13 protein-coding genes are annotated in these 12,909 nt (G+C 71.0%); 11 read left to right on the top strand and 2 right to left on the bottom strand.

The genetic code is table 11. The features are described 5' to 3' along the window. The first annotated feature begins 14 nt into the window (after nucleotides 1-14). The 7 genes from AB0D99_RS34395 to AB0D99_RS34365 all read left to right on the top strand — a co-directional run bounded on the left by AB0D99_RS34395 (nucleotide 15) and on the right by AB0D99_RS34365 (nucleotide 7,993). The gene (locus tag AB0D99_RS34395; protein ID WP_362371687.1) at nucleotides 15-611 is read left to right on the top strand and encodes a hypothetical protein; all 597 of its coding nucleotides are present in this window, start codon (nucleotides 15-17) and stop codon (nucleotides 609-611) included. 269 nt (nucleotides 612-880) lie between these two features. Beyond that, complete coding sequence (locus AB0D99_RS34390) at nucleotides 881-1,189, top strand: hypothetical protein (RefSeq protein WP_362371736.1); 309 nt, start codon at nucleotides 881-883, stop codon at nucleotides 1,187-1,189. Nucleotides 1,190-1,251: 62 nt separating this feature from the next. Next, complete coding sequence (locus tag AB0D99_RS34385) at nucleotides 1,252-2,085, top strand: hypothetical protein (protein WP_362371733.1); 834 nt, start codon at nucleotides 1,252-1,254, stop codon at nucleotides 2,083-2,085. Further along, nucleotides 2,075-3,424: a hypothetical protein gene (locus AB0D99_RS34380; RefSeq protein ID WP_362371684.1), complete on the top strand. Its 1,350-nt coding sequence runs from the start codon at nucleotides 2,075-2,077 to the stop codon at nucleotides 3,422-3,424. The genes AB0D99_RS34385 and AB0D99_RS34380 overlap by 11 nt, the downstream gene beginning before the upstream one ends. Then, nucleotides 3,421-4,974 carry an SCO6880 family protein gene (locus AB0D99_RS34375; protein WP_362371681.1) on the top strand — a complete coding sequence of 518 codons (1,554 nt, stop codon included), beginning with the start codon at nucleotides 3,421-3,423 and terminating at the stop codon, nucleotides 4,972-4,974. The genes AB0D99_RS34380 and AB0D99_RS34375 overlap by 4 nt, the downstream gene beginning before the upstream one ends. A 12-nt stretch (nucleotides 4,975-4,986) precedes the next feature. Continuing rightward, nucleotides 4,987-6,378 (top strand): ATP-binding protein, encoded by a 1,392-nt coding sequence (locus AB0D99_RS34370; protein WP_362371678.1) that lies wholly within the window; start codon nucleotides 4,987-4,989, stop codon nucleotides 6,376-6,378. 1 nt (nucleotide 6,379) lies between these two features. Next, nucleotides 6,380-7,993 (top strand): type IV secretory system conjugative DNA transfer family protein, encoded by a 1,614-nt coding sequence (locus AB0D99_RS34365; protein ID WP_362371675.1) that lies wholly within the window; start codon nucleotides 6,380-6,382, stop codon nucleotides 7,991-7,993. Between the two features lie 70 nt (nucleotides 7,994-8,063). Here the strand turns inward: AB0D99_RS34365 and AB0D99_RS34360 are convergent, their stop codons facing one another. Next, nucleotides 8,064-8,624 carry a GNAT family N-acetyltransferase gene (locus AB0D99_RS34360; RefSeq protein ID WP_362371672.1) on the bottom strand — a complete coding sequence of 187 codons (561 nt, stop codon included), beginning with the start codon at nucleotides 8,622-8,624 and terminating at the stop codon, nucleotides 8,064-8,066. A 134-nt stretch (nucleotides 8,625-8,758) separates the two neighbouring features. On the opposite strand from AB0D99_RS34360, the gene AB0D99_RS34355 reads away from it, so the two are divergent. Genes AB0D99_RS34355 through AB0D99_RS34340 form a run of 4 tightly spaced genes read left to right on the top strand, consistent with a single transcriptional unit; the run spans nucleotide 8,759 to nucleotide 12,345 of the window. Then, nucleotides 8,759-9,661, top strand: a complete 903-nt coding sequence (locus tag AB0D99_RS34355; RefSeq protein WP_362371669.1) for an ATP-binding cassette domain-containing protein — start codon at nucleotides 8,759-8,761, stop codon at nucleotides 9,659-9,661. Beyond that, nucleotides 9,658-10,443 carry an ABC transporter permease gene (locus AB0D99_RS34350; protein ID WP_362371666.1) on the top strand — a complete coding sequence of 262 codons (786 nt, stop codon included), beginning with the start codon at nucleotides 9,658-9,660 and terminating at the stop codon, nucleotides 10,441-10,443. The genes AB0D99_RS34355 and AB0D99_RS34350 overlap by 4 nt, the downstream gene beginning before the upstream one ends. A gap of 25 nt (nucleotides 10,444-10,468) precedes the next feature. After that, a complete protein-coding gene (locus AB0D99_RS34345) occupies nucleotides 10,469-11,683 on the top strand; it encodes a sensor histidine kinase (protein WP_362371663.1) in 1,215 nt (404 codons plus the stop codon). Further along, nucleotides 11,680-12,345 (top strand): response regulator transcription factor, encoded by a 666-nt coding sequence (locus AB0D99_RS34340; protein ID WP_362371660.1) that lies wholly within the window; start codon nucleotides 11,680-11,682, stop codon nucleotides 12,343-12,345. Before AB0D99_RS34345 ends, AB0D99_RS34340 begins: the two co-directional genes overlap by 4 nt. Here the strand turns inward: AB0D99_RS34340 and AB0D99_RS34335 are convergent. Further along, entirely contained in the window at nucleotides 12,339-12,857 is a 519-nt protein-coding gene (locus AB0D99_RS34335; protein WP_362371657.1) for a Uma2 family endonuclease, read from the bottom strand. The genes AB0D99_RS34340 and AB0D99_RS34335 overlap by 7 nt on opposite strands. Nucleotides 12,858-12,909 lie beyond the last annotated feature (52 nt).

The raw sequence follows: 12,909 nt of genomic DNA, 5'->3' as shown, positions 1-12,909 counted from the left end.
GTAACGTCGCGCCCATGACGCCGAGCACCGCACCCGCCACCGCCCCGCTGCCCCGTTTCCGGGCCCTGGCGCTCGTCGCGCTCACCGCCGTCGTCGCCACCGCGTGCTCCGTCCTGCCCGGCAGGGACTACCCGACCGCCGACCCCGCCGCCGTCGTCTCACGGGTGCAGGCGCGCTCCCAGTGGGCCTACGACGCGATGGACCTGCCGGCCGCGACCCCCGTGCGGGGCGGCCGGGTCACCACCGCCCACACCTGCTACGAGCGGTGGGCGATCGACCGGGTGGACCTCGACGTCGCCTCGTTCGCCTTCGACTGGTCCGTGCCCGCCGTCCCGGCCGACCGGGCCCGCGACGCCGACCGGCGGCTGCGCGAGGCGTTCACCGGGGCCGGCTGGAAGCTCACGAACGACCGCCACCGCCAGAGCAAGGCGTCCCTGTCGCTCGGCTTCCGCTTCGAGGACCCCGCGACGGGCGACACGTTCGACCTCGCCTGGCACGACACGACCCGGACCCTCTTCGTCGACTCGTCCACCACCTGCGCCCGGCTCCCCGAGGAGTACCTCACCGGCACCTGGCGCAGCGCGGAGTGGAGCCCGCGCACCGGAGCCTGACCGGCGCCCGGCACCACCCCAAGAGTGCAACAACGACAGTCATTGCCCGGAGTCACCCTCCGTGATACACAGAGTGACCATACGCTTCTTCGTATGGAAACCGGCCACACCGTCGCAGGTCAAGACGGTCGGATCGGTCATGTGTGCGGGGATCGGGTAAAGAGAGCCGTCAAGCCGTCACACGCGGGCGGTTTCATCAGCGAAGATAGGGCGATGACCCATGCCATCAGGCAGGGGCGACGAACTACCCAACAGGGGCGGTGAGTTACATGTACCTGGCGGCCGAGAAGGGCGACATCACCACCATCATCGGTGGAATCGCCCCGAACTGGGGGCCTTTCGGGAGCCTGGGCAATGAAGCCAAGGTGATGATCGAGGTCGTGATGGCCGTGGCGATCCTGCTCTGCCTCGGCATCGCCATCTGGGGCGCGGCGAAGCAGCGCATCGGCGCGACCGCCCTCAGGGACACGTTCAGCGCCGAGCAGGGCAAGGGCCTGATCGTGGCGGGCCTCACCGGGGTCTTCATCATCGGATCACTGGGGACGGTGTTCACGATCGTGTACGGGATGGCCGTCTAACCACCGAGGTCGGTTGCTTTCCTGATGTCCAGTCACCACACGGTTGAGAGGGCGTGCTCGCCATGAGCCTCGGCGACGACAACGACGGCTTCGGCGGCTCGGGCCAGACCCGCACGCGCCTCCCCGAGGGCGGCACCGGCGACGTCTACGGCGGCGCCCGCCGCCAGCCGGCCCGCAACTCGCGCTCGCTCATCACGGTCGTGGGCGTGGTGGTCCTGCTGATCGCCGCGATCGCCTTCGCCAACAGAGGCAACGGCGACGACACGGCGACGACGGGCTCGTCCCGGGACAAGTCCTCGGGCACGGACACCCCGACGGCAGCGACGGGCGTCCCCCCGGTGACGGGCAAGAACGGCCAGATCCCGAAGGGCTTCGCCCGGGACGAACAGGGGGCGCAGAGCGCGGCGTCGAACTACGCGGTGGCGCTGGGGTCGGACGGGATGTTCCAGCCAGGTCCTCGACGGGACATCATCCATGCCACCCACGACCCCGCGGTCGTCACCGGCCTGGTCAAGAGCCTGGACGCGTCCTACTCGCAGGGCTTCCTGGCCGCCGTCGGCCTCGATGCCAACGGCGCGGCCCCCACAGGACTGACGTTCGTGTCGCGCACGGTCCCCGTGGGTTCGAAGGTGCTCGCCTTCACCAACGACTCGGCGACGGTCGAGGTCTGGTGCACGGGCCTCGTCGGCCTGGCCGGCGAAGGGTCCACCAAGCCGGTGACGTCCACCTGGTTCACCCTCACCCAGTCGCTCAAGTGGGTCGGGAACGACTGGAGGATCACGTCGTCGAAGCAGACCGAGGGCCCCACACCGGTCAACGGCGACAACCGCGCGTCCACCGCTGACGAGATCGCCAAGGCCGTCGAGGGATACGGAGGCTTCACCTATGCCCGCTGACCGACGCCTTCGCGTCCCCTCCGTCACCGCGCTCGTCGCCGCGCTCCCGCCCGCGCTCGTCCTGGCGGCGACGCCGGCTCTCGCGGCACCGACTCCGACACCCACGCCGTCGCCGAGCGCCAGCAACAATCCGTGCGACCTCATCGTGGGCCAGGCCAGGGACCTCTGCGAGGACGGCCAGACAAGCGGCGGCACCAGCCGTCCGGGGCTCAGCGACCCCACCGCCGCCCTAGACCCCCTCTCCTCCCTCGCCCGCGGCTGCGCCGACGCCGCCGTCGCGATCGTCGACAAGCTCTCCCAGGCCGTCAAGGAGACCGCCGACGTCGACTTCACCAACCTCGAGTTCCTCGGCCGCTACGCCATCGTCTTCGCCGCCGCGACCGTCCTCACCCTGCTCCTCTGGCTCCTCGCCGTCGCCAAGCGCGCCATCCGCGGCGTGCCCCTCACCACCGCCATCTCCGAGGCCATCGGCTTCCTCTGGCTGACCGTCCTCGCCTCCGCCTTCACCCCGCTGATCCTCTACACCGTCGTCAACGCCACCGACGCCGTCACCGAGGTCATCGCCTCCGGCACCGGCCAGCAGACCGACGTCTTCTTCGGCAGCTTCAAGGAGGCGCTCCAGAAGGGCGACAGCATCGGCGGCGGGCCCATCATGCTGATCATCGTCTCGCTGGTCAGCATCCTCGCCGCCGGCGTGCTCTACCTCGAGCTGTTCCTGCGCGCCGTCCTGCTCTACGTCGGCGCCCTCCTCGGCGTGATCGTCTACTCCGGTCTCGTCGACAAGAACATGTGGGGCCACGTCCGCCGCTGGGCCGGGATCATGATCGCGGTGATCCTCGTCAAGCCGGTCATCGTCATCGTCCTCGGCCTCGCCGGGGCGCTCTCCTCCGGGACCGGCCCCGACTCGTTCTCCGCCGTCGTCTCCGGACTCGCGATCATCCTGCTCGCCATCTTCGCCTCCGCGATGATCTACCGCTTCGTCCCCGGCTTCGGTGACGAGATCGTCGCCTCCCGCAACAACCGCCTCCACCGCGCCGGCGAGAACGCCGCCGCCGCCGTCATCTCCTCCCCCGCCTCCCTCGTCTCCCAGGGCATCAAGACCCACAGCGCCCGCGGCGACGGCGGAGGCAACAACGCCAACGGTTCCCACAACGCCCCGCGCCCCGCCAACCCCCTCTCGGGCGGCGTCGCCGCCCACAGCAGCCGCGGGGGCTCGGCCGGGGGCGGCGGCGGATCTGTCCCCTCCGCCGCACCCCCGCCGCGTAGCAGCAGCCCGACATCGGGCACCCCGCACAGCAACCGCAACAACACAGGAAGCACTGGAGGTGGAGGGCGTTGACGACCCAGTCCCAGCCGGTCACGCCCCGCCGTACGTATCTCATCGGCCGCGCCCGGCCGAACGCGATCGTCGGCAAGAACCGCGAATCCGGCGAGATCGCCCTGATCATCGCCGGTGCGTTCCTCGGCATGATGAGCGGACTCCTCGTCCCCGTCCTCACCCTGCGGATCGTGCTGCTCACCGGCTTCCCGATGCTGGCGCTGGCCGCCGTGTACGTCCCGTACAAGCACCGAACCTTCTACAAATGGTTCGAGATCAACCGCAGCTACAAGCGGAGCCTGAAGCGCGGCACGGCCTACCGCTCCGCCGCCGCCGAAGCCGGCACCCGGCTCGACGGCCGCGAGGTCGAGATCGGCCCGCCGCCGGGCATCGGCCGGATCAGCTGGCTCTCCGCCCCCTTCGGCCCCGACGAGATCGCCGTCCTCCTCCACGCCGACCGCCGCACCGTCACCGCCGCCATCGAGATCGAGGGCCCCGGCGTCGGCCTGCGCGACAGCGAGGACCAGGAAGCGCTGGTGGACCGTTTCGGCACGCTCCTGAAGCACGTCGCCAACGGGGACGGCTTCGTCACCCGCCTCCAGATGCTCGCCCGCACCCTCCCCGCCGACCCCGACGCCCACGCCAAGGACGTCGGCCAGCGCGGCGACCCGAACGCCCCGGCCTGGCTCCAGGAGTCGTACGAACAGCTCCAGTCGATGGTCTCCACCTCCAGCGAGCAGCACCGCGCCTACCTCGTGGCCTGCATGCACTACACCCGCGAACTCGCCGCCGAGGCGAACGCCATGGCCCGCGCCGCCCGCCACACCTCCGGCACCCGCAGGCTCGACCGCGACGGCGGCCTCGCCGTCGTCATGGCCCGCGAGCTCACCGACATCTGCGCCCGCCTCGCCGAGGCCGACATCCGCGTACGCCAGCCCCTCGGACAGTCCCGGCTCGCCTCCCTCGTGCACTCCATGTACGACCCGGACCACCCCATCGACCACATCCAGGCCATGACGAAACGAAACGCTTGGCCCGCCGAACTCGACGCCATGGAGCCCACCTACCTCCAGGCCAAGACCCGCGAGTCCTCCACCCGCGCCCCCTGGTGCCACGCCACCGCCTGGGTGAAGGAGTGGCCGATGACCCCCGTCGGCGTCAACTTCCTCGCCCCGCTGCTCGTCCACACCCCGGACGTGATCCGTACGGTCGCCGTGACCATGGACCTCGAACCCACCGAGGTCGCCATCGAGCGGATGCTCACCGAGAAGACCAACGACGAGGCAGAGGCGTCCCGACAGGCCAAGATGAACCGCACGGTCGACCCGCGCGACATCGCCGCACACGGCCGCCTCGACCAGCGCGGCGAAGACCTCGCCAGCGGCGCCGCGGGCGTCAACCTCGTCGGGTACATCACGGTGTCCTCGCGCTCGCCCGAGGCCCTGGCCAGGGACAAGCGCACGATCCGGGCCTCCGCGGGCAAGTCGTACCTGAAGCTGGAGTGGTGCGACCGCGAGCACCACCGGGCCTTCGTGAACACGCTGCCGTTCGCCACCGGCATCCGCCGCTAAGGGGCCAGACTGATGCGAGATCCACTCTCCGCCCTCACCGATGCCTTCACGTCCTTCGTCTTCGGCAAGGTGGAGACGACCCGTCTGCCCGTCCGTACCTCCACCGGCCAGGCCCAGGCCGTCTACCTGCCGACCGCCGCACCCGGCCTCGGCGACTCCGGCGTGATCATCGGCCGCGAGGTCTACAGCGGCAAGGGCTACATCTACGACCCGTTCCAGCTGTACGGCCAGCAGCTCCCCGCCCCCCACTGGCTGGTCCTCGGCGAGTCAGGCAACGGCAAGTCCGCGCTGGAGAAGACGTACGTCCTGCGGCAGTTGCGGTTCCGCGACCGCCAGGTCGTCGTCCTCGACGCCCAGGGCGAGGACGGCGTCGGCGAATGGAACCTCATCGCCCAGGAGCTGGGGATAACTCCCATCCGCCTCGACCCGATGGTCGCCGTCGACGCCGGCATCCGGCTCAACCCGCTCGACCCGTCGATCACCACGACCGGGCAGCTGGCCCTGCTCCGGACGATCATCGAGGTCGCGATGGGCCACGGCCTCGACGAGCGCTCCGGCTTCGCGCTCAAGGTCGCCCACGCGTACGTCAACGAACACATCACCGACCGCCAGCCCATCCTCACCGATATCGTCGAACAGCTCCGCCACCCGGAGGCGGAGTCGGCCGAGGCGATGAACGTCGACATAGACGATGTACGCGCCTGGGGCCTGGACGTCGCGCTCGTCCTCGACCGGCTGGTCGACGGCGACCTGCGCGGCATGTTCGACGGTCCGACCACCGTCGGCATCGACCTCGACGCGCCGCTCATCGTCTTCGATCTGTCCCACATCGACCGCAACTCCATCGCCATGCCGATCCTCATGGCGATCGTCGGCGTCTGGCTGGAGCACACCTGGATCCGCCCCGACCGGAAGAAGCGCATCTTCCTGGTCGAGGAGGCCTGGCACATCATCAACAGCCCCTTCGTGGCGCAGCTGTTCCAGCGCCTGCTGAAGTTCGGCCGACGCCTCGGCCTGTCCTTCGTCGCGGTCGTCCACCACCTCTCGGACGTCGTCGACGGAGCGGCTGCCAGAGAGGCCGCGGCCATCCTCAAGATGGCTTCGACCAGGACCATTTATGCCCAGAAAGCCGACGAGGCGCGGGCGACGGGACGGGTGCTCGGCCTACCGAGGTGGGCGGTCGAGATCATCCCGACGCTCACCCCCGGCATCGCCGTCTGGGACGTCAACGGCAATGTGCAGGTGGTCAAACACCTCATCACCGAGAAGGAACGGCCGCTCGTCTACACCGACCGCGCCATGACGGAGTCGTCCGTCGACCCGGAGCTGGAATGGGAGACGGAGCAGCGCGCCGCACTCATGGAGCAGCAGCTGAACGACACCTCGCGGTCGACGGTGGCGTGAGATGTCGAAGGACCGTCAGGACCGACAGCAGGGCGGGATCCCGGACGGGCTCGTCATCGGCCTCGTCGGCTTCGTCCTCGCGCTGACCGTCCTCGTCTGGACGGCCACCGGCCTGGCCGCCCTGCTCTCCAAGGGCGGCTGGCCGGACGGGGTCACCTTCACCAGGACTCCGATGGCCGTACGCGCCCTGATCGGCAACCCGCAGGACCTGCCGGCCGCATGGCCCGGCACCCCGGCGGGCGAGCTGTCGGGGTACGGCCTGTTCTGGGGCCTGCTCATCGGCGAGCTGATGGTGCTCGTGGTCCTCACGGTGTTCGTGGTGGGGACGCTGGCCCGGTGGAGAGCGGTACGGGCGGGCAGACGCCCGGCCCACGACACGACGGCGGCAACGACCGCGCCCCAGACCGCCCAGCCCACACCGCACCAGGCACCACCGGCCGCCCACCCGGCACCACCGGCCGCCCACCCGGCACCGCACCAGGCACCACCGGCCGCCCACCCGGCACCGCACCACACCCCTCAGCCCGTCGCGGAACCGGCACCCCGACCCGACACCGGCACGCAGCCGGCAACCCCGCCGGCAGCTCCGGCTCCCCCGCCCGCCGCCATGGCTGCCGACTCTGCCGACTCTGCCGACCGGGCCGCCGACCCGGCCGTCCTCACGCTCCAGCCGGTCGTCCCCTCACCCCGGACGCCCCGCCTTCTCTACGGCGACCCCGCCGCACGCCGCCCCGCGGCGCTCCAGGCCGTCCAGGACGCCGAGGGCCCCGCCCTCGTCGTCACCTCCGACCCCACCGTCTGGTCCGACACCAAGGACGCCCGCGGCAAGCTCGGTCCCGTCCTCGTCTACGACCCCGGCCACCTCTGCGACACCCCCGCCCGCCTCCACTGGTCCCCGTCCGCCGGCTGCGAGGATCCCGCCACGGCCCAGGACCGCGCGGTCGCGCTGCTCGCCCCCGTACGCCCGCCGTCCCGCCTGGACGCGGCCGTCGCCGACACCGCGGAAACGCTCCTGCGCTGCTGGCTGCACGCCGCCGCGCTCGACGACCGCCCCTTCAAACAGGTCCACCGCTGGGCGCAGGGCGCGGGAGCCCACGAGCCCGTACGGATCCTCCGCACGCACCCCAAGGCGGCCTCCGGCCACGCCGGACTCCTGGAGTCCGCGCTCACCGCCCACCCGGAACGCCGGGAGATCGCCCAGGAGTTGACCGCCCGCGCGCTTTCCGCGCTCTCGTCGATCCACATCAGGGAAGCCTGCACCCCGAATCGAACGGATTCCCTGACGCTGGAATCTTTCGTCGCCGAAGGGGGCACCCTCTATGTGGTCGGTGAAACCATCGAGGACCCGCGCACCCGCCCCGGCGCGATGCCGCTGCTCACCGCCCTGACCGCAAGCGTGGTCGAGCACGGCCGCCGCATGGCCGCACGGTCATCCGACGGTCGGCTCGACCCACCACTCACGCTCGTGCTCGACGACGTCGCCGCGGTGGCACCCCTTCCCCGGCTCCCGGAGCTCCTCGCGAGCGGCCAGGAGCAGGGCCTGCCGACCCTGGTCCTGCTCCGCTCACAGGAACAGGCCCGAGCCCGCTGGCCGGAGCCCCTGCCCCAGCCCTGACCGCGGGACGGACGGAAGCCACACCGGAGCGCACAGGCCCGGCGCCATGCCACCGGCCGCCCGGTCCCGACTACGCCACCGGCCGTCGGATCTCGTACTCCAGCTCGTGAGCGGAGTCGTCGCCCGGCACCGCCACCCGGTCCCCCGTCGCCTCGAAACCGAACCGGCGGTAGAACGCGGCGGCCCGCGCGTTCTCCTCGTGCACGTACAGCCGCACCCGCCGCACCGCCGGCTCCGGCAGGGACCAGGACCACTCCACACCCGCCCGGAACAACGCCTCGGTCACCCCCGTGCCGCGGGCCTCCGGCCGGACGTACACGCCCACGATGTGCGTCTGGTCGACCTTCGCCGCCTCGCCGAACCGCACCTCGTCCGAGGGCCGCTCCACCAGCACGGAGATCGTGCCCACCCAGCTCCCGTCCGCCGCCTCGGCCACGAACTGACGGACGCTCGTCCCGCCCTCGGACGCGCCCTCCGCCCGCTCCCGCCAGAACGAGTCGGGCCGGGCGGCAGCGTCCTCATGGGTGTCGAGGAAGGCGATCCTCGCCACCGGGTCCCGGAGGGCGGCGAGCCGGATCTCCCGGGTCCTCTCCCATTCGTCGGCGCGGATGACACGTATCGAGTAGTTCATGGGCACGATCCTCGCCGCCGCGCACCACCTCCGACAAGCTCTTTCTTCCCGTCGTACCCCGGTACTACGTCCCCCGCCGCGCTCCCGCCCACGGTCGGACGATCCGCCGCCGCCCGCTCCGTAGCGTCGTGGACATGATCCGAGCAGAAGAACTCACCAAGCGGTACGGCGCCAGGACCGTCGTCCAGGACCTCAGCTTCACCGTCCGCCCCGGCGCCGTCACCGGCTTCCTCGGCCCCAACGGCGCCGGCAAGTCCACCACCCTGCGGATGCTCCTCGGCCTCGACGCCCCCACCCGGGGCCGCTCCACCATCGCCGGCCGCCCCTACGCCGCCCACCCCGCACCCCTCACCCAGGTCGGCGCGCTCCTCGAAGCCCGCTCCATCCACCCCGGCCGCTCCGCGTTCCACCACCTCATGGCGCTCGCCCACACCCACGGCATCCCGCGCTCCCGCGTCGAGCACGTCCTCGGCCTCACCGGCCTCACCGAGGTCGCCCGCCGACGCGTCAAGGGCTTCTCGCTCGGCATGGGCCAGCGCCTCGGCATCGCCGCCGCGCTGCTCGGCGACCCGGAGACCGTCGTCCTCGACGAGCCCGTCAACGGCCTCGACCCCGAGGGCGTCCTGTGGATCCGCACCCTCCTCAAGTCCCTCGCCGCCGAGGGCCGTACCGTCCTGGTCTCCTCCCACCTGATGAGCGAGATGGCGCTGACCGCCGACCACCTCATCGTCATCGGCAAGGGCCGCCTCCTCGCCGACACCACCGTCGACGCGCTCGTCCGCGATTCGGGCGGCGCCTCCGTCAAGGTCGTCACCCCCGAGGCGGACCGCCTCAGCGCCCTCCTTCCGACGGCGCGCGTCGTCACCGAGGCCTCCGACACCCTCAGGGTCACCGGCGTCGAAGCCGCGGACATCGGCCGCGCGGCCGCCTCCCACGGCGTGCCGCTCTTCGAACTGACCCCGCAGACCGCCTCGCTGGAGCAGGCGTTCATGGACCTCACCCACGACTCGGTCGAATACCAGGGAGCAGCAGCATGAGCACGACGACCACCGGCACGTACCGCGTCACCCCCCTCCGCGTCCTGCGCTCCGAATGGCACAAGCTGTGGACGGTCCGCTCGACCTGGATCACCGTTCTCGCCTCGGTCGCGTTCCTCCTCGGCGTCGGCATCCTCATGGGCGCCACCTACACCTCCGACGGCGGCGACTCCGACGTCGACACGGTCGTCCTCACCCTCTACGGCTCCCAACTCGGCGGAATCTGCCTGGCCGTCCTCGGCATCCTCGTCACCGCCGGCGAGTACTCCACCGGCCTGATCAGAGCCTCGTCGACCGCCGTTCCGCGCCGCACACCGGTGCTGTGGGCCAAGGCCGCCGTCTTCACCGCCGTCGTGTTCACGGTCTCCTTCGTGACCGCCCTGGTCACCTTCCTCACCGCGCAGATCTTCCTCTCCGACACCGACCAGGCCGCCTCCCTCGCCGACGACGGCGTCCTGGCCGCCATCGCGGGCAACGCCGCCGGAGTCACCCTGCTCAGCCTGATCGCCCTCGGCCTCGGCGCGGCGCTGCGTTCGGTGCCGGGCGGCATCGGGGCCTTCATCGGCGGCGTCCTGATCCTCCCCGAGGTCCTCGGGATGCTCCCGTACGACGCCGTCTCCACCGCCATCAGGTACTTCCCCACCCAGGCCGCGGGAGTCCTCGGCTCCGCCGACCCGATGCCGGACGCCGCCTCTCCCGGCGGCGCGCTGCTCGCCCTGTGCCTGTGGGCGGCGGCAACCCTGATCGTCCCCACGATCCTGCTGAAGCGCCGAGACGTATAAGGCCCCGACGTACGAGGATGAACGCGTGATCACGGAGAAGCAGCCCGGCACGGAAGAGGAACCCCTCAGCCGGTACATCCAGCGTCTGACCCAGCGGGTACGGGCCTTCGACGCCCGCCGCCCCTGGGCCTGGGACGGGCTGCTCACCGCCTTCTGGACCTCGGCCGCCCTGATCGACGCGACCGGCGGATGGCGGAACATCGCCCGCGACCCGTCCCTGCCCGTCCCGCTCGTCGTCGCCATGAGCCTGGCCTTCTCCCTACCGCTGTTGTGGCGGCGCCGCAGGCCGATGGCCGTCCTCGCCGTGATGGCCGGCGTCTCCCTCGTCAGCCACTGGACGGGCGCCTTCCTCCAGGCCGGCCTGCTCCAGCTGCTCGTCGTCTTCCACATCGCGCTGAGACTGCCCCTGCGCACTCTCCTGTGGACGCTCCCCCTGCTCGCACCGCCGCTGGTGGTGGGTGCGATCCGTTACCCCAAGGGCAGTTGGGACCAGGACGTCGTCCCCACGCTGTGGGCGTACGCGATGGTCGCCCTGGTCGGCATCGCGGTCCGCTCCCGCAAGGACTACACGGCCGCCCTGGTCGACCGGGCCGAGCGCCTCGAAGTCGAGCGCGACCAGCAGGCCCAGTTGGCCGCGGCGGCCGAACGCACCAGGATCGCCCGCGAGATGCACGACATCATCGGCCACAACCTCTCGGTCATCACCGGTCTGGCGGACGGCGGCAAGTACGCGGCGGCCAAGAGCCCCGAGCGCGCCGCCGAGGCCCTCGACGCCATCGGCACCACCAGCCGCCAGGCCCTCGCGGAACTGCGCCGTCTGCTGCGCGGAGAGGCCGTACGCGATCCACAGCCCACGCTTGCCGACCTGGACACGCTGATCACCGGGGTACGGAAGGCAGGGCTTCCGGTACGCACGGAGACGCGGGGCGACGCCCAGCCCCTGGCGACGGGCGCCCAGCTGACGGTCTACCGGGTCATCCAGGAGGCCCTGACCAACACCCTCAAGCACGCCGGCCCGGATGCCGAGGCGGCCGTCCTCCTCTCGTACGGCCAGGAGGAGTTGACGGTCGGGGTCACGGACACGGGGGCCTCGGAGTCGGGCATCGTCGGCACCGGCCAGGGCGTTACCGGCATGCGCGAACGCGCCGCCCTCTACGACGGCACACTCGAAGCCGGCCCGCTGCCGTACGGCGGCTGGCGCGTACGACTCCGACTCCCGCTGGAGGGTTCCCGCTCGTGACGACGGTGCTGATCGCGGACGACCAGGCGATGCAACGCTTCGGCTTCCGCATGTTGTTGGAGAGCCAGGACGACATGACCGTCGTCGGCGAGGCCCCGAACGGCGGCGAGGCGATCCGCATGGTGGAGCGGTACCACCCCGATGTCGTCCTGATGGACATCCGGATGCCGGGCCTCGACGGCATCGAGGCGACGCGCCGCATCGTCGCGACGGGCGCGCGCACGCGCGTCCTGATCGTCACGACCTTCGATCTCGACGAGTACGCCTACGAGGGCCTCCGCGCCGGCGCCAGCGGCTTCCTGGTGAAGGACGCCCAGCCGGAGGAGCTCCTGGCGGGCATCCGCGCGGTCGCGGCCGGAGACGCGGTGGTGGCCCCCAGTCTGACCCGCCGTCTCCTGGACGCCTACATCCACCACCTCCCCTCCACCCCGGGACAACCCCGCGAGGACCCCCGCGTCACGGCCCTCACGGACCGGGAACGCGAGATCCTCAAGGTCATCGCCCAGGGCTGGACGAACACGGAGATCGCCGAACGCCTCCACCTCGCCGAGTCGACGGTGAAGACCCACGTGGGCCGCATCCTGTCGAAGACCGGCGCGAGGGACCGCGTCCAGGCGGTCATCCTGGCCTACGACACGCACCTGGTGACGCCAGGTCAGTGATACGGGTTCAAGGGCGTCAGGTCGAGATCGAAGCCGAGGGGCCGGGGGATACGGATCGTCTCTCCGAACTTCCGGTCCGTACGGGTGTGATACCTGTCGTGGTTCGGCTCGGAGAACAGAGTGACGGTGGAATCACGGGCGTCGACGATCAAGTACAGCGGAATTCGCATGACCGCGTAGTCGGCGAGTTTGGCCACCCAGTCGTTCTCCGGGTTGGAGGGCGAGACGATCTCGACGGCGATGAGAGCGAGATCCGCCGCGGCAATGTTCCCCTCACCCTCCATGACCTCATCCGGTAGGCAGCTGAGGTCCGGGTTCCGAAGCTTCGCGGCGTGGGGCGATCCCAGGTCGGTGTTCTCGGTCGGTACGTAACGGGCCGGGCAGTACGCGTCGAACTGACGGCGCAACGGGAACAGGTTGCGCTGACGACAAGGTGTCCGCCAGAGGGATGGCCCGACCAGAGTACCCAAACGCAGAAAAGCCCCGCACCAGAAGGTGCGGGGCTTTCCCACAATGATTGTTCGGCGGCGTCCTACTCTCCCACAGGGTCCCCCCTGCAGTACC

This window comes from Streptomyces sp. NPDC047971 (assembly GCF_040653355.1).
Lineage (GTDB): Bacteria > Actinomycetota > Actinomycetes > Streptomycetales > Streptomycetaceae > Streptomyces.
The sequence above is the reverse complement of the archived record's forward strand: the minus strand, read 5'-3'. Positions and strand labels throughout refer to the sequence as shown.

What these genes read in the sequence shown, in the direction of transcription:
- AB0D99_RS34355 (WP_362371669.1), top strand. Translation starts at nt 8,759, where the DNA reads ATGATCCGAGCAGAAGAACTCACCAAGCGGTACGGCGCCAGGACCGTC.
- AB0D99_RS34395 (WP_362371687.1), top strand. Translation starts at nt 15, where the DNA reads ATGACGCCGAGCACCGCACCCGCCACCGCCCCGCTGCCCCGTTTCCGG.
- AB0D99_RS34360 (WP_362371672.1), bottom strand. Translation starts at nt 8,624, where the DNA reads ATGAACTACTCGATACGTGTCATCCGCGCCGACGAATGGGAGAGGACC.
- AB0D99_RS34380 (WP_362371684.1), top strand. Translation starts at nt 2,075, where the DNA reads ATGCCCGCTGACCGACGCCTTCGCGTCCCCTCCGTCACCGCGCTCGTC.
- AB0D99_RS34350 (WP_362371666.1), top strand. Translation starts at nt 9,658, where the DNA reads ATGAGCACGACGACCACCGGCACGTACCGCGTCACCCCCCTCCGCGTC.
- AB0D99_RS34365 (WP_362371675.1), top strand. Translation starts at nt 6,380, where the DNA reads ATGTCGAAGGACCGTCAGGACCGACAGCAGGGCGGGATCCCGGACGGG.
- AB0D99_RS34370 (WP_362371678.1), top strand. Translation starts at nt 4,987, where the DNA reads ATGCGAGATCCACTCTCCGCCCTCACCGATGCCTTCACGTCCTTCGTC.
- AB0D99_RS34385 (WP_362371733.1), top strand. Translation starts at nt 1,252, where the DNA reads ATGAGCCTCGGCGACGACAACGACGGCTTCGGCGGCTCGGGCCAGACC.
- AB0D99_RS34390 (WP_362371736.1), top strand. Translation starts at nt 881, where the DNA reads ATGTACCTGGCGGCCGAGAAGGGCGACATCACCACCATCATCGGTGGA.